Annotated in this window: 24 protein-coding genes and 2 pseudogenes; 18 read left to right on the top strand and 8 right to left on the bottom strand. The window is 40.1% G+C overall.

Annotated elements, in window-relative coordinates; translation table 11 throughout:
• The first annotated feature begins 59 nt into the window (after positions 1 to 59).
• On the top strand, positions 60 to 488 hold the full coding sequence (locus SJY39_RS19010; RefSeq protein WP_017097177.1) for a GNAT family N-acetyltransferase: 429 nt from the start codon (positions 60 to 62) through the stop codon (positions 486 to 488).
• Between the two features lie 68 nt (positions 489 to 556).
• On the opposite strand, the gene SJY39_RS19005 is transcribed toward SJY39_RS19010, so the two are convergent.
• The 3 genes and pseudogenes from SJY39_RS19005 to SJY39_RS18995 all read right to left on the bottom strand — a co-directional run bounded on the left by SJY39_RS19005 (position 557) and on the right by SJY39_RS18995 (position 2,119).
• A complete protein-coding gene (locus tag SJY39_RS19005; protein ID WP_390242572.1) occupies positions 557 to 1,075 on the bottom strand; it encodes a metal-dependent hydrolase in 519 nt (172 codons plus the stop codon).
• Positions 1,072 to 1,721 (bottom strand): annotated as a pseudogene (locus SJY39_RS19000) (hypothetical protein). The gene SJY39_RS19005 and the pseudogene SJY39_RS19000 overlap by 4 nt, the downstream one beginning before the upstream one ends.
• Before the next feature lie 61 nt (positions 1,722 to 1,782).
• Positions 1,783 to 2,119 (bottom strand): annotated as a pseudogene (locus SJY39_RS18995) (hypothetical protein).
• A gap of 1,256 nt (positions 2,120 to 3,375) precedes the next feature.
• Between SJY39_RS18995 and SJY39_RS18990 the strand changes: the two are divergent.
• The 3 genes from SJY39_RS18990 (at position 3,376) to SJY39_RS18980 (ending at position 6,061) form a co-directional block, all read left to right on the top strand.
• Positions 3,376 to 4,401, top strand: a complete 1,026-nt coding sequence (locus SJY39_RS18990; protein ID WP_390242570.1) for a DNA mismatch repair protein — start codon at positions 3,376 to 3,378, stop codon at positions 4,399 to 4,401.
• On the top strand, positions 4,398 to 5,312 hold the full coding sequence (locus tag SJY39_RS18985; RefSeq protein ID WP_390242568.1) for an AAA family ATPase: 915 nt from the start codon (positions 4,398 to 4,400) through the stop codon (positions 5,310 to 5,312). Before SJY39_RS18990 ends, SJY39_RS18985 begins: the two co-directional genes overlap by 4 nt.
• A 137-nt stretch (positions 5,313 to 5,449) precedes the next feature.
• Positions 5,450 to 6,061, top strand: coding sequence for a recombinase family protein (locus SJY39_RS18980; protein ID WP_390242566.1), 612 nt, complete (start codon positions 5,450 to 5,452; stop codon positions 6,059 to 6,061).
• Between the two features lie 3 nt (positions 6,062 to 6,064).
• Here SJY39_RS18980 and SJY39_RS18975 read toward each other — a convergent pair whose 3' ends face one another.
• Positions 6,065 to 6,367 (bottom strand): type II toxin-antitoxin system RelE/ParE family toxin, encoded by a 303-nt coding sequence (locus tag SJY39_RS18975; RefSeq protein WP_390242564.1) that lies wholly within the window; start codon positions 6,365 to 6,367, stop codon positions 6,065 to 6,067.
• Positions 6,367 to 6,627, bottom strand: coding sequence for a type II toxin-antitoxin system Phd/YefM family antitoxin (locus SJY39_RS18970; RefSeq protein ID WP_017061972.1), 261 nt, complete (start codon positions 6,625 to 6,627; stop codon positions 6,367 to 6,369). The genes SJY39_RS18975 and SJY39_RS18970 overlap by 1 nt, the downstream gene beginning before the upstream one ends.
• 215 nt (positions 6,628 to 6,842) lie before the next feature.
• On the opposite strand from SJY39_RS18970, the gene SJY39_RS18965 reads away from it, so the two are divergent.
• Together SJY39_RS18965 and SJY39_RS18960 are read left to right on the top strand one after the other, a co-directional pair.
• Positions 6,843 to 7,397 (top strand): recombinase family protein, encoded by a 555-nt coding sequence (locus SJY39_RS18965; RefSeq protein WP_390242561.1) that lies wholly within the window; start codon positions 6,843 to 6,845, stop codon positions 7,395 to 7,397.
• Between the two features lie 454 nt (positions 7,398 to 7,851).
• The gene (locus SJY39_RS18960; protein ID WP_390242559.1) at positions 7,852 to 9,276 is read left to right on the top strand and encodes a P-loop NTPase fold protein; all 1,425 of its coding nucleotides are present in this window, start codon (positions 7,852 to 7,854) and stop codon (positions 9,274 to 9,276) included.
• A 601-nt stretch (positions 9,277 to 9,877) separates the two neighbouring features.
• Here the strand turns inward: SJY39_RS18960 and SJY39_RS18955 are convergent.
• Both SJY39_RS18955 and SJY39_RS18950 read right to left on the bottom strand, forming a co-directional pair.
• Positions 9,878 to 10,369 carry a hypothetical protein gene (locus tag SJY39_RS18955; protein ID WP_017098132.1) on the bottom strand — a complete coding sequence of 164 codons (492 nt, stop codon included), beginning with the start codon at positions 10,367 to 10,369 and terminating at the stop codon, positions 9,878 to 9,880.
• Entirely contained in the window at positions 10,369 to 10,557 is a 189-nt protein-coding gene (locus SJY39_RS18950; protein WP_017098131.1) for a hypothetical protein, read from the bottom strand. The genes SJY39_RS18955 and SJY39_RS18950 overlap by 1 nt, the downstream gene beginning before the upstream one ends.
• 116 nt (positions 10,558 to 10,673) lie before the next feature.
• Between SJY39_RS18950 and SJY39_RS18945 the strand changes: the two genes are divergently transcribed.
• The 5 genes from SJY39_RS18945 (at position 10,674) to SJY39_RS18925 (ending at position 12,221) form a co-directional block, all read left to right on the top strand.
• Positions 10,674 to 10,910: a hypothetical protein gene (locus tag SJY39_RS18945; RefSeq protein WP_102332451.1), complete on the top strand. Its 237-nt coding sequence runs from the start codon at positions 10,674 to 10,676 to the stop codon at positions 10,908 to 10,910.
• 116 nt (positions 10,911 to 11,026) lie between these two features.
• A complete protein-coding gene (locus tag SJY39_RS18940; RefSeq protein WP_017098129.1) occupies positions 11,027 to 11,254 on the top strand; it encodes a hypothetical protein in 228 nt (75 codons plus the stop codon).
• Positions 11,255 to 11,259: 5 nt separating this feature from the next.
• The gene (locus SJY39_RS18935) at positions 11,260 to 11,676 is read left to right on the top strand and encodes a hypothetical protein (protein ID WP_102332450.1); all 417 of its coding nucleotides are present in this window, start codon (positions 11,260 to 11,262) and stop codon (positions 11,674 to 11,676) included.
• Between the two features lie 34 nt (positions 11,677 to 11,710).
• Positions 11,711 to 12,019: a hypothetical protein gene (locus tag SJY39_RS18930; protein ID WP_102481738.1), complete on the top strand. Its 309-nt coding sequence runs from the start codon at positions 11,711 to 11,713 to the stop codon at positions 12,017 to 12,019.
• The gene (locus SJY39_RS18925) at positions 12,012 to 12,221 is read left to right on the top strand and encodes a hypothetical protein (RefSeq protein WP_016787191.1); all 210 of its coding nucleotides are present in this window, start codon (positions 12,012 to 12,014) and stop codon (positions 12,219 to 12,221) included. The genes SJY39_RS18930 and SJY39_RS18925 overlap by 8 nt, the downstream gene beginning before the upstream one ends.
• A 97-nt stretch (positions 12,222 to 12,318) precedes the next feature.
• Here SJY39_RS18925 and SJY39_RS18920 read toward each other — a convergent pair whose 3' ends face one another.
• A complete protein-coding gene (locus SJY39_RS18920) occupies positions 12,319 to 12,900 on the bottom strand; it encodes a DUF2913 family protein (RefSeq protein ID WP_102332448.1) in 582 nt (193 codons plus the stop codon).
• A gap of 261 nt (positions 12,901 to 13,161) precedes the next feature.
• On the opposite strand from SJY39_RS18920, the gene SJY39_RS18915 reads away from it, so the two are divergent.
• From SJY39_RS18915 to SJY39_RS18885, 7 genes are all read left to right on the top strand, one after another.
• On the top strand, positions 13,162 to 13,959 hold the full coding sequence (locus SJY39_RS18915) for a ParA family protein (protein ID WP_102332447.1): 798 nt from the start codon (positions 13,162 to 13,164) through the stop codon (positions 13,957 to 13,959).
• On the top strand, positions 13,956 to 14,930 hold the full coding sequence (locus tag SJY39_RS18910; protein WP_102332446.1) for a ParB/RepB/Spo0J family partition protein: 975 nt from the start codon (positions 13,956 to 13,958) through the stop codon (positions 14,928 to 14,930). Before SJY39_RS18915 ends, SJY39_RS18910 begins: the two co-directional genes overlap by 4 nt.
• Positions 14,920 to 15,324, top strand: coding sequence for a hypothetical protein (locus SJY39_RS18905; protein WP_102332445.1), 405 nt, complete (start codon positions 14,920 to 14,922; stop codon positions 15,322 to 15,324). Before SJY39_RS18910 ends, SJY39_RS18905 begins: the two co-directional genes overlap by 11 nt.
• A 181-nt stretch (positions 15,325 to 15,505) precedes the next feature.
• Positions 15,506 to 15,877: a hypothetical protein gene (locus SJY39_RS18900; protein ID WP_102332444.1), complete on the top strand. Its 372-nt coding sequence runs from the start codon at positions 15,506 to 15,508 to the stop codon at positions 15,875 to 15,877.
• 23 nt (positions 15,878 to 15,900) lie between these two features.
• Positions 15,901 to 16,614, top strand: coding sequence for a hypothetical protein (locus SJY39_RS18895; protein ID WP_235612464.1), 714 nt, complete (start codon positions 15,901 to 15,903; stop codon positions 16,612 to 16,614).
• Positions 16,615 to 17,353: 739 nt separating this feature from the next.
• Positions 17,354 to 17,830 (top strand): hypothetical protein, encoded by a 477-nt coding sequence (locus SJY39_RS18890; RefSeq protein WP_102332443.1) that lies wholly within the window; start codon positions 17,354 to 17,356, stop codon positions 17,828 to 17,830.
• A gap of 15 nt (positions 17,831 to 17,845) precedes the next feature.
• Positions 17,846 to 18,142, top strand: coding sequence for a hypothetical protein (locus tag SJY39_RS18885; protein ID WP_102332442.1), 297 nt, complete (start codon positions 17,846 to 17,848; stop codon positions 18,140 to 18,142).
• The last annotated feature ends 47 nt before the right edge of the window (positions 18,143 to 18,189 follow it).

Below are 18,189 nucleotides of genomic sequence, written 5' to 3'. Positions count from 1 at the left end.
CTTAGCATTTTACCGTTTTGCTTCACAAGAAGTCAGTAACGAAGGAAAAGGAGATTAAGGTGCGAATAAGAAAAGCAACTATCAACGACATATCCTCTATCAATGCTCTATGTCATGAACAACTGGCAGGTAGCCACAGTAAAATGAGCCATTACAACAGAGAACGAAACGAATACAGCTTGAATGATTACAACTTAAGCAAGCTAAGAATTATTGAATTACTTTTCACCGAATCCTTGATAAAAGAAAAAATCGAGAATAAAAACACTTATTTTTTCGTCGCTGAAACAAAAAAGAAACAGGTAGTAGGCTACCTAATCATCAGTGTTCATTCTCCAAAAAGAAAGCCAGTTATCCAACAACGAGCCCCATCTTTCTACGCTTATGTCGAACGATTCTATGTGTCATGTAAATACCACGGACAAGGTATTGAACTAGCACTACTCAATAGTTTTGATTATTGGAAAAAATACAAATCAGCACACTAATATTATCTTTCAAAATATAGAGAAAAGTTGTCAATGCTCAGGCTGAGCATTGACAACTTTTCTCGCATTTAAATCAGCCTAAATCGGTTCGTTTTCCACTCTAATCCATCAATCACACCTTCTTGGTACATACCTCCCCAATCATAAAAGAACGGCGCCAACCCATGTCCACCGGTTAGGTGGGATAGAGCAATACACACCACCACAACCCCTGCGGAAATTGCATATTCGATAGGGTCACCGGTTCTAAATCGGCCTCCAAACAGATGGAAGCGCCTATCACTGTAAGGCGAAAAAGGCCCACCTGATACTGTCATCGCATCAGTCAAAATATGGCTAACGCCACCCCAAGCAAATGCCATCCCGATCCCGTGATAATCCCAAACCAAAGTAAAGGCTAGGGCAGCCAGTAACCAATGCGTGAAAACATGTGTGGGGCCTCGGTGTTTGATATGTCGATTGCCAACCTTAAGTACGTATTCAAACCAATCGGGAGCAGTTGCACCTGCGACACACACAGCAACATGAGGAGGTGACACCACAACACAAATCGCGCCTGCAATTAATGTATGATTGAGCCATTTCATCGTGATTGGGTATCGGAAGTAGGGCGGGGAAGGTAAGCGAGTTTTTGAAGATAACGGGTCATCTGGTCAGTATATGTGGCTTCACACATTGCCACCAAAGCTAAACGATGCTCAACGATTTTAGCTTCATGCGCCAAAACATCTCGATGAGAAGAGGCCACCTTTTCAAGCAAAGCGACTTGCTCTGATACGTTCACCACCCCTTTTTTCACTCTCAGTTGCGCTCTGGCCTCCAAAGAGAGATAAAGCCCCATTAAGCGATAGGCATAATTTCTATCAGCTAAGGATTGAGTAAAGCTTGCTACAGAGGTAGCTGTACTACGCTGGTATTCCCATTGGCGCTCCCGAGATTGTTCAGTTGTGGAGTAGAGCGGCATTTTGCCAACTATTCCAATGTAATGCTCAGTTATCTCTGGCCAACCTTCAGGATCATACTCATCGATGTTAGATTTCATGCCCGCAACCAAGTTTAAATCGAGCTTAAATTTACTCTTATCTGGGTAGCACTTAAGTACAGTGTTAAAAATCGCATCCGGATCCACTTTTGGTGCCGGCGTGAGAGCAGGGGTTGGAACGTTATAGTGGGGAGCTCGTAAGGCTTAATCTCTGGCGGCAGCACCTCAGCTTCTTCCCAAGGCACATTAATCCCCCAGTCATTGGCCTAGGCGGCACTGAACGCGCATAAACTAATCCATATAAGGAAAACATTAATCAGCACGCGTCGACCTTCTTCCAGCACCTAACATCTGAAGCACACCAATAACAGCGCCAGCTTCCCATGCACCGACCACCACACACATCGCTATCATGAACCAAATCAAGGCTTTGGTCGTGTCAGCTATCCTTTAAGCGCATAAGCCAGCGGCTTTTACCTGAGTCATGCGCTCCCGTAATTAACTGACACTCCTTCCGGCGCAAGCTGGTTTCTTTACGATCACGACTTGGCGCAAAGCGTCTTGGTGCATCAACAATCAATGATGTCACATAACGTGTTCCATCTCTTCGCACTCGTTTATGATCAGTTCTGAGTTTCAAAAATCGCACAACGAAAAAATTTTTTATGTGAAACATAGGGGTAAACAACAAGAACAAGAGGTACAACAACAGCCCAATAACCATATGAACGAATAATACATTCATTTAACTCGTTCACATTTATGACAGGCAATAAAATTCTTATAACGAGCTGGGTGATGCAACACAAAAATGTTAACATCAACCAAAGACCATCTTTCATTTTATTGTTGGCTTTTCAGTCTCATACTTCATCAAGCGCGTATTTATACGACAGATTAATTAGGACTGGGCATAGTCGCTTGGCTCGCCACACCATTGCAGGTCAAGACGTCACTCTTTCCCCTTTCTAAATAAGTTTGTGTACTACTTTATCAATCTTCTTATCTAGCGAATTCATCACTGAGAGCTTGTTTGTATCTAAATCCATGAACCTAAATTTAGCGTGTCCCTGTCTAGACACTATGACACTGTCACTTACTATTGCTTTTACTAAGCCTAAAAACTTAGTTCCACCCATTTATTTTATATCGCTGGCGATCACCCGCAACGATCAGGGTAGTAAGATCCTAAAACGCGAGTACACAATAAAAAGTTAATGGATCAAATAAGAAAAAAATAAGAAATCAAGCGATCAAAAATCCATAGATTAATGAAGATAAACATATCAATTACATGCAATTAGTGACAAACATAAAGTAATTTTAAAGCTAGATGTTAGAGTATTAACACTTACTTAACGAGCAACATCAAAGCTCTCTAGAGATTTGATGTTGCTTGTTAAGTCACCGACTGAACCTGAGTGAAGTTGGTATTATTGTAAAACTAGATCCTAAAGGTTCTAGTTTCTTAGTAGCCACCTAAAAGTATAGACATTTACCGAAAACATATTGATATTTACCGATTCATTATAAACATTTACCGATAAAATATTAATATTAGACGATCTTACATATAAACATTTACCGAATCTAAGCATTAACATATCAACATTAACCGATCTAAATGACAGGTAATATCATAATTTAATGATAATTAATGATCTTTGGATCAGGTTGATGGAAAAACAAACAAAAACCATAGCTCATCAGTAATTCTATCTTAAGTTTGATCTTTTAGAATCAAGTAAACATTTACCGAAGTAAGTAGTTATTTACCGATATTTATACATAATTTATGTGATGAGCTATAGATATTTGCCGAAATCATATAGACATCTACCGAAGTTGATGAGGTAAGTAAGGTTATCTGTTAAAATGATATTATCGCACTCTTAGGTAATGATCATGACGTTATCATCCAACTCTAGCCTGACAGTTATTAATGAAGAGGACCGAAAGAATCGGTTTATCTCATCGATTCTTTTCTCTAGAGCAACCATCTTTCACCCTGCATCTCGTTTAACTTCTACGATGCAGTCAAAACTGATTCAAATCGCTCAAAGTGGTGGCACTGATCCAAATCACCCACTAGAAAGTGTGAATATTAATAGTTATGGAAAGAATTTCAGAGTTGATCTGCATGTAGATTATCTACTACAGCCTCATCGCGATATCCTCGAAACTATGCTGGCCTACGCTCAAACGATTCAATTAGATGATGCTTCTTATGAAGCCGGCGCACGTTTAACCTGGTCTCAGGTGTACCAAACCATTTCTGATGGTGAAATATCAGATACTCAACAAGATGGCTTCGACTCTTTTATTGACCGAGACGCGACCGTTTTATCAATGAGTATGTATGAATTAGCAACCCGAATGGGCATGGCGACCACTCGCGCGAACTACGATCAAATTGAACGCCGCATTACTCAATTAGCAACGGCTCACTTAGTGATAAATGAGCTTGATGAAGAGCAGAACGTAATTGGCAAAAAGCCATTAGAGTTTGTTCAAGATTACCGTTTTTATTGTGACCGAAGTAAATTTAAAACAGGCCGTAAAAACAGTAAGAACCTCACTAACCATGTGTTCTTAGTTCCAGACATGCGCCTGCTGCAGGCGATACGCGACCATGGCTATTATTACCGATTAGAACAGCACAAAATGACCAACTATAGTAAACCGTCAGTTCGTTCATTCTTAAAATACATTACCACGCATAAAGCTGAGTTCTTACACAACAAGAAGTTTGAGTGGGCACTCGATAGCTACATTCAATCTATTGCTTCGAAGGTAAGCCATAGTTTCCGTAGTGATCTCAGAAAAGATTTGCTAGCCAATGCCGTTCAAATCGAAAAAGACTTCAGCCTTCAATTTCGCGATATGGGGAATGGCATACAGATATTCTACATTGGGGAGGGTGAGTCATGATCACTCAATCTCTTGATAGCTTGATGGCTTCACCTGCTAGTCAAAACTTAAGTTTCAGCTTAAAAGGTTTACTTAAAGGACATGTAGGCATGTTAATTGCCGCGCCTAACGTTGGTAAGTCTCACCTAGCATTGTGTATTGCAATGGAACACGCTTCTTCAATGTCTTTACTCGGGATGAGCGCGGCCGATAAACCCGCAAAAACCTTAGTACTGAGTTCAGAAGATAGTGCCGGTGTCATCCAGTCTCGGATGAAAGAAAAGCTAGCTAATTGCACAGCCACTATAAAGTCAGAGCTAAAAAACAATCTCCACTTTCTAACGGATATTGAACCGATAGTGATTCCACCCGATAGCTCGGTCCAGGAACAGGCAGAACATAAGCAGCATTTAGATCAACTCAAGCAAACCTTCTCGGAATTCGACTTAGTGATAGTGGATACGGTGACGGAATCAATAGGCCGTTGTGAAGAGGTAAAACACGATCGCTTAATAAAAAATGTTTTTCAGAGCCTTGCCAGTGAATCAGGCGCCAGTTTGTTGCTTGTTCATCATGTGAATAAAGATGAAATCCGCGGTAACCAAGAGATTACCATGGCCTCAGGTGCAGGTTTAACGTCGATAATGCGATTAACAAAGTGCTTGTTTACGTTAAAGAGAAACAAAGAATCGTTGTCGATTAAATACCTTAAGAGCAATTACTTACCTGAAAATGAAAATCAAGAGTTCGCGGTTGAAGTGAGACAAAGCCTTACTATTAATCCACAGGTCTTTAGTTTGAAATCCAAGGCGCCTAAGCCTACGCGCTCAGCCCAAAGTATTAAGCAGAGCCCTAAAAAAATCACGCTGCCCGGGACTATTCCAGAACAAGAAGAAATTGAAGAGCGTAAAAACCTCAGGGACGTTTTGTAAGCTACCTTTCACACTTTCAAACAGCACCGACATTCGGTGCTGTTTTTTTATCTGACCCTGTTCGCACTCTTTGTTATCCGTTCATATTTTTTCGCTCAGCTTGTCCAGTTTGGATAGCCTTTAATTAAGGAGGAAGCATGGCGAACTACGCGTATTTAAGAGTCTCATCAGACAGCCAAGATGTGGCAAACCAAAAGCACGGGATCTATGACTACACCAATAAAGTTGGGATTGGTCATTTGGTGTTTGTTGAAGATGTGGTGACTGGCAAGAAAAAATGGCGGCAACGTAAATTAGGTGCATTAGTGGAGGGCATGACGAGCGGAGATTGCATCGTATTTGCTGAAGTTAGTCGAATTGCGCGTTCTACTTTACAAGTGCTTGAGGTTCTCGAAGTGTGTATGGAAAAGAATATAAATGTCTATATCGCCAAACAGAATTTACAGCTAGATGGTTCAATGCAATCTCGCATAACCGCAACTGTACTAGGACTTGCGGCAGAGATAGAGCGTGAATTTATCTCGATGAGAACTAAGGAAGCGCTTGCTGCTAGAAAGAAAAACGGCATGATTCTCGGAAGGCCGAAGGGCCAAGCTGAGAAGCTGAAGCTCGATGTTAAACGTGAACAAATAGAGAAGTATTTAAAGATGGGCTTGGGGATTCGTCCCACAGCCAAATTGATCGACGAAGCGCCGAGTACGCTGCGTGACTACATGAAGCGACGCGGGTTAACCCTTAAATTAGCTTAAGGGTTAAGAGAGTTGTGAAAAGTGCTTGGCAGGCGACATGTGCTTACCAAGAACGGCTGCAATAACTATGTGTTCTTGTTTCTGGATGTAATAAATCACATGGTGCTTTAAAGGAAACCGGAAGTAGTTTTTTCCCAGTTCAGAAACTTCTATGCCAAGCAGCTGGTTGTTCGCTAGTAATTCCATTGATTGCTTGAGCTCTGAAAAGTAAGTCGTCCATTGTGTTTGCCCCCATCGCTCTAATGTATAGCGACGAATCTCAATGAGATCAGATTGCGCTGCAGAAGAAAGCTTGTAGTGCATCATTAATCAAATTTACCTTGGTTAAGTGCGTTCATGAAGTCGTTACCGTCGACCAGGTTATCTGATAGAGCATCGGCCTCTGCTTGTTCGAATCGTGATTTCACCACCATCAATTTGAGTGCTTCAAGTTGTTCATATTCTTCACAAGACATCATCACCGCAACGGGTGAACCGTTCTTATTAATTTGTACAGGCTCACGTTGAACCTTCATCAGTAAGTCACCAAATTTGGTTTTAGCTGTATTAGCAGTAAGTGATTGCATAATATTCTCCTTTTCGTTCATTATAAACGAATCGAACGATTTAACCAATTTGTATGATTCTGTGATTGAAGGTACTCTGATGTAGTGTCCATAAAGGTGTAACTTTATGGACATTGCTCACAATCATCGAATAACTGTTCAGTTAGTCTTTATAATTTAAAGTGAACATGTACACTTGTGTATCACTATCTTTAAGTTCACTTTTGGGCCATTTTATGAAAATTGGTTATGCTCGTGTTAGTACCCAAGACCAAACGCTCGATGTTCAACTTGAACAACTTAAACATATTGGTTGTGACAAAATTTACCAAGAGCAAGCGAGCGGTAAATCTTCTGATAGAGAACAGCTTAACCTGTTGCTGGATTTTGCAAGGGAGGGAGATGTTATTCATGTTACCAAAGTCGACCGCATTGCTCGAAATACCATTGATGCTTTGCAAATTGCCGATCAGCTAGCGCAAAAAAAAGCGGGTTTGGTGTTTCATGACTTGGGGGATTTAGATATCAATAGCGATGTAGGTAGAGTCATTTATACGACCATATCGGCGTTTGCTGAAATGGAAAGAAAACGAATATTACAGCGTTGTAATGAAGGCAGAGAGCGTGCTCGCTCTGAAGGAAGGCATCTTGGCCGATTTCCTAATAAGACGCTTCATACACGTATTCAAGAGCTTGCAGGCCAAGGAATGAACAAGTATGCGATCAGTAAAGAGTTAGAGTGCAGTAGGACTACGGTCTATAAGGTTCTAGGAAAAAATATCTCTCTTTAGAATCGTGAAAAAAGCTGTTCTTTAAATGAGTAAAGAGCTGACTGACGTTGCTTCGCTCTGTCGGCTTCATACTGACTCTACATGCAAGCATATAGCAGCCAGCATGAACCTTTAACCCAATCATCACCTTTAACCCAATCATCTGAAACACGTTTTTGCCCCATTCCGCGTTACAACTGAGGTGAAAGTACAATATATTCGAAGACGGTTAGTCCTATAAAGGTTGTTGACTAAGCGACTAACATTTCAGTACCCAGAAATTCTAAAAACTCTCATACCAAACCACCCCTCAATTAAATAAGTCTTAACTACTGTATACCAGCGAGCAGCAGAATAGATTTAAGCTCGACAAGTCTACCTGAAAATAAATGTAATCTGGATATAAAACAAAGTTCAAGAGTTCTACATAAACCAAGGTATAGTGATATTCATAGTTATTTAATGAGGTAAACCTATGACTTTGATAGAAAAAGCAAAATATAGTTCGTTTAACGACACGCATACGTTCGCTAACTGTAAACTAAATCGATCTGAATACGGTGAATTTTTAGCTGATTATTTGGTGGGGGAAACAGACGGCTTCGTTTTGAACATTAATGGATCATGGGGCACGGGTAAAACGGAGTTTTTAAAACGAATGTATACTCATTTACTGGAGAGAAATCACCCGACCATTTACATCGATGCGTGGGAAAGTGATTTTTCTAACGTACCTTTAAGCGTTGTTACAAGCGAACTCATTACTCAACTAGAAAGTTTTTCCCCTGAAGGAAAAACAGACGAAGAATGGACAAGAACTAAGAGGTGTTTAGGCGCGTTATTGAAGACCTCAGTTTCAGCTATTTCAGTTGCAACAACTGGTACTTTAGTTGGTCAAGAAGTGTTATCTCCAATACTTGATCTATATGAGCATCCTGAAGCACTAACTGATAAGGTTACACAAGAACATGCGTCGCAAGTCGAAGCTGTCGCAGAAGTTAAGTTAGCACTTGCAGAGTTAGCCGATAACTTAAGCGCAATATTCGAATCTGAACTTCCGATCATAGTTCTAGTTGATGAGCTAGATCGGTGTAGACCTACCTATGCAATTGAAATGCTTGAAGTTATTAAGCATTTCTTTAATACTAAACACTTTGTTTTTGCAGTCGCTACAGATAGTGATCAACTTTGCTGTTCAATCAAGGCTGTGTATGGAAATGACTTCAACGCGGAGCAGTATCTAAAGAGATTCTTTGATCGAAAAATCAACTTACCTGAGCCTGATTTACACCAATATGTTCAGACACTTGATATTTTTAATCCAAATCCAATTGCAGTGGAACTGATGGGGATATCTAGGGCGAATATCGCTCACGTTATTACTAAGCTAGTCGAAGCATATAACCTAAAAATCAGGGATATAGATCAACTCGTAAGCAAACTAAATGCTTGTTTACGTTCTGCTGAAGAAACTCATTCAAGACAAAATAACAAGCAACTTATTAACTTTCCAGCTTTGGTTATAGGTTTGATTGAGCATCACCGAGAATACGAATCGTTCTATACTAGACGATTCAACAAAGTTGCACATCAGAAAGTCACCAAACCTGATGTCTTGTGGAGTGAAGATGTTGGTATGGATGACTACGTTGAAGCAACCATGAGTTATGTGAATTTAATGGAAGTAAGTTATACCGACCAATGGGGTCAGGCTATAAGGCAAAATGCTTTTCCCAGAGCTAGAGAGATTCTGCAAATGTATGATAGTCAATCAGCAGAGCGACATAACTTACTTAGTACATTGATGGATTATTCAAACAAATATCAAGCGAACAGCGCAAAATATTGGCTCTGGCCTGATTATCAAAAAGTGATCGAGTTAGCTGGTTACATAGAATAACAACATATTAGGCTCTTTAGGGAGCCTAATATGTTCTCTTGAACCGAATTCGTTATGTCTCTTGTAGTCAGTATTGAGTGAGAGAATTCAACCAGCTATACCCAGAAAAGTTAGAAAGTGTAATGGTTCGTAACTCACTTTTGTCCAAAAACGTGTTTCAGATGATTGGTTTCAAGAGTGATCACCGAGCGATTCTGTCGTATCTTAATTACCAAACAGCATTGACGCTATAAGAGATGGCCCAAGAAACATACCCCAGCATTCAGCCCTTATAAATAAAGAGCTGGCGACTCACATTGGACTTTTCTCTGAAATGGGCACAAAACCCCAGATACAAATACTGTGAGTATACTAACAATTGCTGATATGGCTTTTTAGATAGGAATATGGGGGGGGATTTGATTTTTTGATAGGTAAAATCTATTGGTAATTGATACGCTATTGCGTAATATTAGGGGTGTCAACACATACTGGAACTCTCTTTGAGGGTGTTGGTGTCGGAAGCGATTCCCCTAGTCAGTGAACAGGATAATCCAAGATAAAGACCAGACCAGATTTTTTATTTGTTAAAAGCACCTTTAGGGTGCTTTTTTCATATCTACTACTTTCTTTTAAGCACCGACTTTCCCTGAAGTCGTTGTGAAAGTATCCAGCTAACACGCTTGGCTTTACCCTTCGGTAGAGTTCCTTTACCCCAGTCGTCCACCTCATAAGCTGAATTGACTCTAAGTTTCAATTCATTGGTAGTGCCATTTGGTTTAGAAATACTAAAGAAGATAGCGTAATCAAATGCTTCCATGTAATGATAGGATTCGCCTTTCTTGGTCATGTAAGGCACAGCATAGTTATCGATAAGCTTATTTTTGATGAGATCCGGAAGTTCTATGCTGCATTGGTATCTCTCATGACACCAGTATCGCCCTTCCTGCCTAAAAAGTATTGGCCCATTTTCTTTCTCATCAGTAAAGCAGTGATTGGCGTAACTAACATGTAGTTTTACTGAGTTACCATCAACCTCGATGTCATGAGAGGTACTTTGTAGATGGGTTAAGTCATAAAAGTCGCCTTCAATAGTGAAACCTTTCCAAGTCATTAACTGTCCTTAACCTTCCTCTTAGCGCTTCGCGTAAGGATTTCTCTAGCCCATTCACTAACCGACTCGTGATCTTGGGCTGCAAGTTTCCACAGCGCTTTATCATTCTCTGTACATCGAATTTCTTGTTTTTTATCAAGAGTTACGTCCTGTTTAGGTCGCCCTCTTTTGCCGTTTTGAATTTTCATGATTTTTATTTTCTGTCATGACGTTATTTAAGTCAAGTCGTTTGCTTTCTATACATCAGTATGTATAGTATTTGTCATGACGTTAAATTGATCTCATATCGTAGGGAATGGAGAACATGATTTTTGAATTTTTTGATTGGAAAGTTAAGACTGGAATAATTATTACCGTTGCTCTTATGTTAAGTAGCGTTATTAGTTTCATTATTACGTGGACATCACCAGTACCAACGGATGCATTGTCAGCCGTAACTAAATATCTAAATTATCGTTGGTTTGCTTTCTTTGTTGTTAGCACATTGTCTATAGGGGCGGCAACAATGAAGTATCACGATAAAACATTAAGACGCTGCTAATAGAGAAAGTATGCGAAAAATAAGAGAATGGAAAATTAGTTCGACCACATTTATTCAATGGTCGCGTGGTACAGTAACAGCCAGCGGCAAGTCTAATTAGCGAGGGATAATTTGTTATGAACAGTGAAATTAATCCGAAGGGATTAACGTGTCTAATTAAGCCTACGGTTATGATTGATGATTACCAGGCCGATGTTTTAATGGTGTCCCTATCGCCAGAGCTCCCACTTTCTTGTTTTTCGTTGAAGCAATGCTTTGACGGAGTGTTATTTAAAAGCGGCTCTAAAGCAGAATGGGTCAGGCAACTCCGCGAAATTGCCGATAGTTTAGAAAGTAAAGGTTAGAGCACTTGGCAAAACTATTTTTTATTTGTGATCAAGTTATTTATAGCGATGACTATTTAGACTTTGGTTTAAACGAAGTAGTTGTACACGATATTTTCGAGGCAAAAAATCGTAAGGAAGCGGAACTGATTTTTTCAAAGATAAAAATTAGGACTCTGCGTTCTGGAACCATACGACATCGGTTAAAGATGGCTGGTTATAACGTTAAATTTGAGTTTCATCCACGATTGGATCACCCTCATCTTTATGCACTTCAAGCCAGTGGTTCGTTACGCACTCAATATCCTAATGTAGTGCATGCCTTGAAAGCTTACTCGGATGAATTGGATGATAAACATTTATTAAGAAATCGCATTGAACAATCGATTGAAAAAATAGAACAATCTAAGATATGGACTCATTACGACATCGTTCCAATGTAGAATTGATTTTGAGATTATTTAACGAGGAAAAATCGTGTCACGTCCATTACTTGATGATGCTGTATTAAAACTGATTGATGCAAAGCTAATGCTCAATGGTCACGTTACCAGTAAAGATATTTACCGTCATTTGGGCTTAGGCCGTCAAAAGGTGAGTAAGGTCTTTCAATACTATTTAGCGGCTAATCCAGATTCGATGATCTACGTTCCTGCTAAGAAAAAATATATGGTTACAGATTCCTTCAAACCGTGTTTTCTTGGTGAAGTTAAAGCGGGTGAGTTTGTTGATGCTTTAATCACTGTTTTTGGAACATTTAACGAGAGCGAAAACAAAAATGACTGACAAATTTAAGTATTTCATAATAGTTAGCCAAGATAGTGAAGATGTAGAGCGTTCAGAAGGGACTATTGCGTATTTTGCTAATCCAGTAGGCAAAGGCGATACAGTCTATTGGGATCATGAAAATGGGAGCAGTGGAGGTGTTATAAAAGTTGTAGAGCACCACCCTACTGTATCTATTCTTATTGTTAAAAAAATAGACTAGAGCCCCCCTGCTCTTACTAGATGTGCTTGTTTTCGTGAGCATATTAACTAAGAGCAAAATGTTTATAGAAGTAATCACTCTCCTTAGTAGTGTCCCCTTACCTCTCACGATGCAGTAAAAGGTGAATGACTTCGTCTTTATCTTCACTAACAATTTCAACGCGATAAATCCCTTTGGCTTGCAGTGCTTTAATTAATAATTTCAACCGATGGGTTTTCACTGTCATGGCCAATGGCTTTATTTGATTGCTGTCTTCATCAAATCCTTGCTCTACGCTTTTTTCTTTCATGTAGAGAGTGTCTCGTTCAATCTCTTTTTCTATATCTTCCAGCATCGATGGGAATTGATACTGCTCAAATAACTCCGTTAACATGATATAGAGTTCGTCAGCCTGTGAAAATTTGGCTTGATACTCGAGATTCAGTCGATTGATATCCCATAGCTTTTCTTCAAGGTTACCTGTTCCACTGCGGCCAATACTGAGCATTGTCTTTAGTTCATTTTTACATGTCGAAAACTGAGGGCGCTTTACTTTTGGTTTGATGAACTTTACTAACAGCTCGTTTCTTCTTTTAGTTGTCCAAAATCCGCCTTGCTGACTCATCGTGCAATACAGTCCGAGAAGTGAATTTGTTACAAGTTCATCAAGGGCTTGATAGTGTTTAAGGTTCCGACTCATGAGTTTATTCTATCTAGATAACTGAAGCCTTAGTTTATCAGAAAAGTAGCGTTAACATCTTAGAGAGGCGTATCACGATAATTGGAATTTGATAAAAGATCTCATAAGTTATTCGGTAGTTACCCCCTGAAATTGTGTATAAATTATGACCGATCAATTTTGCATGCAAAATCTTGTTTTTTCTTATTGACTTTTTAATGGCTTATCCGTAGTATTAACCTTGTAATCAGGCGTTAACGCCAGTCTCAAAGGAGTAATACAATGGGTAAAATCGTCGCAATCGGTAATGAAAAAGGTGGAGTCGGTAAAACGACTTCTGTTGTGAATTTAGCTTACTACTTTTCTCATGTGCGCAATAAAAAAGTGTTGGTTGTAGATATGGACCCGCAATGTAATTTGACGGATAAGTATTTTGACCAAGATGATGAGAGTAAAGCGAAACCCGCCTCTATCACTCGAAAAGTCGGTGAGGCGAATGTCATTTCATTCTTCGATGAAGAGTTCTATGGTAAGCCTGTCGAGCTCAATTCTAATCTTCATATCTTTGGTGCTACTTTCAACATCAGCAGTCTTAACAACTGTACAAATGATGAAATTGGCTTCTTTGCTGACAACATCAATAAATTGTCTGAACAATACGACTACGTATTTATCGACACCGCCCCTTCTGTTGGAAACCTGCAATACTCGGCCCTTATCGCGTGTGATGGTTTATTGATTCCTACCACAGCAGAAGAAGACAGTTTTCAAGGTGTATCGAAGATCCTTAAATCTGTAGCGCGTATCAAAAGCACTTATGGTTTGGATGTATCTGTATTAGGTATGTACCTAAACATGGTGAAAAAAGTCCCAACTCAATTGCAAGATTATTTCGCTACCAAGTTGTCTGAGGATTATGGCGACCTGGTATTCAAGACTCAGGTGATCCATACAACTAGAGTTTCAGAAGCCTCAGCGTTCAAGCAAAGCATTATTGAGTATGACGCGAAAAAAGCTGAATACATCAACATCGATGCTTTGATGCAAGAGTTTGAATTGAAAGCGGAGGCGTTGTCATGAGTGGTAAGAAAGACTTTAAATCTTTAATGAGCAATAAGTCTAAATCGTTGCTCGATGAAGAAATCAACGAGGTAAAACCTGGTGAGAGTGTTGTTCTTATCCCTAAAGAGGACATCTATTCATCTGAACAGGTACGCAAATTCTTTGATGAAGAGTACATTTCCGAACTGTCTAAAAACATGGACGATATCGGCCAGATTCAACCCATCGTTGTGACTCACAAAGATATTCGTGGCTACAAAATACAAGTGGGTGAGTGTCGTTGGAGAGCGGCAAACCTGAGTGACAAAATCACTCACGTAGAATGTTTGGTGCGTGACGCGGGAACCGTGTTAGCGCAACTATCAGAAAACCTTCATAGAAACGACCTTACTCCTTTTGAAACGGGCCGCGCTTTAGAGCTGCTAATGGAAGAGCAAGGGATTGTTGAGAACAAAGATCTAGCCAATGTTGTGAGCTTATCTGAGTCTCGTATTAGCGCTTTTCGAAAGGCGGCTCAATGCCCTCCTTATATTGAGCTTGCTTATCACAATGGCATTATCCGTGATGTTGATACGGTCAACTCTCTACGTATTGCAGGAGAACTCAGTGAGGCAGAAACAAAGAAACTTCTTAAATCTCCTGTCTCACGTAAAGAAGCTAAAGAGCTTGTAAAAAACCTAAAGGCTTCTAAGAAAGAGGCTAAATCAAAACAAGCAGATGAAGAACAACCTTCCCCTGAGCATCAAGAAGTAACTAATGAAGAGCCTTTAAATGAAGTCACTCAAACTAAAGTACTAGGAGTTACCCCTACCCCACAAAATAATGGAATAAGAATATCGTTTGAAGGTGAGCAAGGCTTCATTGATCTCAATGGCCAAGCCGAAAGTGGCCAAATAGTTATTGTACTCGATTCTAGTCCAGGGAAATTGACAGTACCAGCCAGAGATATTGTAGTGATTGGGTATCACTCGATAGAACATGTCCACTAATAAAAAAAAGTTGGCTCAAGTAGTGAATACTCATCGAGCCAGCCTAATTAAGTTGTACTCATTACATTTTGAAGGCAGTGCTACTCAAGCCATTGAACAAATAACGACTAGAGCCGTCGATCGGTCCTATGTTGCTCATAGGTCCCCCCCTCCAGGTGAAGTAATAAAATCTTGGGTTATTGAAAGTCGCGCTCCTCAATGGGCTTGTAGAGCTTCCTTTGACTTGTTGATTGAGCTTGATTGGTTGCCAAATACTGATATTGAAAAAGCTATTACAGCTCGCTTTCTTCTCTTGAATGACTACCCAATCAATGAAAGTTGGAAAGTGTTATTAGGCGAGTGGCTAGAACTTGCAAAGCAAGCACAAAATGAGAACTCTGGCGAATACGAATAACTGAACGTTAGTTGCGGCGTTTTTAAATAATGTAGAAGAACAACGTGAGACTGAGAACTTGGCGCGCGTATGCTATTTGAGAAGACTAAATCCAAACTTCTCACAGACCAAGAATCAATGAGCGAAGATTGGTCGCGTCAATGCAGTCAATGACACAAAAAAACAAACAAGAGAATCCGTCATGATTTTTTCATATGAACAAAGAATTAAGCACTTACATGAGCTTTCTCAATTACCTAGACAATCACTTTGTTTTCAGCTTTTAACGATCATGAACCTTTGTTATCACAACTTGGATAATGACAAGGTCGAACGATTGAAATTAGATGATGAAACCTTTTTCTATGAGGCTAATTCACTGAAAGAGCAGCTACTCGATGTGCCGAGTCTTAGTAACTCTCATAAGGTTCTCTATCTCCTACTCGATGCGGGTTTTATTGAGCGACGAGTGTTAGATAAAGATGGCCAAGTCGTTATTGGTGATAGCTACCAAAGAAACACGGCCAAAATATATTGGCGTATATCCGACAAAGGGTTAAGTGTTTTCGGTTGATTAAATATTCTAGGAGTTAAGTTATGAACGAAGAACTATTTAAGTATTGGGATTCAGATAAGGCCAAGAAAAAGCAAACCGCTATCACGCGTTTAAGTAATGGTTTAGCCAAGGAGCTTTTAGGAGACCGAAATACTAAGTCGCTGTTTAGTGATGAAGAAATTGAAGCTATCGAAAAAGCTAGAGAAGCCTTGGATAGTGTCAAACATAAGTTCACTCACCTTAAAGAGAAACGACTTAGAGATGAGCAACAAAGAAAACGAGCTAAAGACGCTAGACAGGCTTTAGCTAAGAAGCTTTCTATTGCATACATTAAAGGCTCAGGCTCGTATCCGCTCACGACTTTTTCTAGAAATCACTTCTACCTATTATGTATGTTGAATGACCTACGAACTGGTTACACGCTTAGTTTCAACGATTTAGATGTTGAGGATTCCAGTGGTGTGGTAACTCCTGATGAAGAGCATTTTCGACGAATGAGAGATTACAATGTTGATACTCTTAAACGAGAGCTAGAAGAACGTGTGATTACTTGGGTTCTCGGTGCCTGGACGTATTCTGGAGAGTTAATAAATGAACCTGAAGCGAGACTAGCTGATCTGACTTCAAAGCTCGATGCGGCTTTTGTAGGTACAGTCGATGAAAGATACAAGGGGCAAATAGAGCGTCTTGAAAAATATAATCGGGCCATTGATGCAAAAGTTAAACGATCTGAATTTAAGATTGTTCAAGATTGATTTGATCGGTATCCCTTCCTTACTTCTTTTAACGTTCTTTTCTATCAAACTCAAAGGGCGTTAAATCGACACTCGATTTTGCATGCAAAATTGCTCATGATTAATTTAGAAAATATGAGAATATTTCTGTTAGGCCTAACTCAAAGCTCATTGGACGCGTGGAGAGTGACTTTCAATTTCGCATTGTGACTTTTGCATGCAAAATTGGACAAGCACGTGTGCTCTACCAAATAATGTTCGTTATGGCATAGGTTAATTATAACAGTTGATTAAGGTCGATGAGTTAGCCTCCACCTAGAACAATTGAGCCTTGCTTTGGGGTTACCCTTCGGGCAAGGCTTTTTGCTTGTATCTTTCATCTATGGCCTAAGAGTGACATCACCCTGGTGAGTCACTGCGTGCCGCCCCAGAATGTGCCTCTCTACAGCCCTAGTTAAAAGGATATCGCTGCAATCCTGAACGCCTCCGCTACTACGTAGCTGCGCTTCGTCGTGCCTCCTAATTGCCTTTCACTGACTTTAATTAAGGTCGAGTAAGGGCTTGTTTTCTTATGTGCCGATTTTCCTTTCGACTCGCCATCATTTGATGGCGCTCGCAGGCTGTTAACCCTCCTCAAATCAGAACCTTATCTACAAGGGTAAATGAACGCTACGCGCCCCTGCAGAGAAGAACCATGTTTGAGGAATGGACAGCCAAGCGGCTCCATAAAAGTGATACTCAAACAAAAAGGAAACTCCCTATGGCACAACGAAATTCAACCCCAACTCTCTCTACATTAAATTCAGCGACCAACGTTTCGTCGTTGGCACGCGAAAGCTCACCAAAAAATGATATCTCTTTGTGCGAAGGGCAAACCGGTTTCATTCAACTCATTGATTGCAATTCTAAGCAGGTTCTAGCACAGCGGGAGGGATTAAATGATGAAGCGTCTTTTGAGTACCTAAAAACGAACGTCTGGAACATGAGTAAAGATGTGGTTATGCAGTTTGTGGTGCAAACCGATCATGTTCATCCGAATAAGTTTTTCGGTGCGGTACTTAAACATTCACTGGTTAGGGTCTACCACAATCAACTTACTAACAATGAGCCTGTGGGTGTGAATCCATTTTGGGAAGGAACTGCAGATTCGGTGGATGAAAACGAGACCATTATCAATAGTGAACAATGGGATGCTTTTGATTCAGACGGTCATTGGATCGGTACTTCGGAATGTTAAGTGGAGGAATTTTACATGACACAGTTATTTGGTAACACCACAAACACGCCGCTCCGTCAGCAACTTAAAATGATGCGTCAGTCAGAAGGTGCGGTGAATACACCTACCTTATCATCTCGACGCTTAGCAATGACGCAGCGTTTGAATCATTTGAAAATGTTCAGTCGTGGTCAAAGCCCTGAACAATTAGGTGATGTGGACGACTTGAAAGGGTTGAACGTTCGTGAAGCTATTAAGGTTCAAGGTAAGGAATCTGAATCATTCCTTACCTTGAACTATTGTGGCTTAACTCATGTCAAAATAAATGTGTGACTGACCTAACTCCTACACTACAATTTAAAGTCGAGTGTTAATTGAAC

The sequence above is a fragment of the Vibrio sp. R78045 genome, from assembly GCF_042466085.1.
GTDB lineage: Bacteria > Pseudomonadota > Gammaproteobacteria > Enterobacterales > Vibrionaceae > Vibrio > Vibrio cyclitrophicus.
This window is presented reverse-complemented; position numbering and strand designations above follow the sequence as displayed.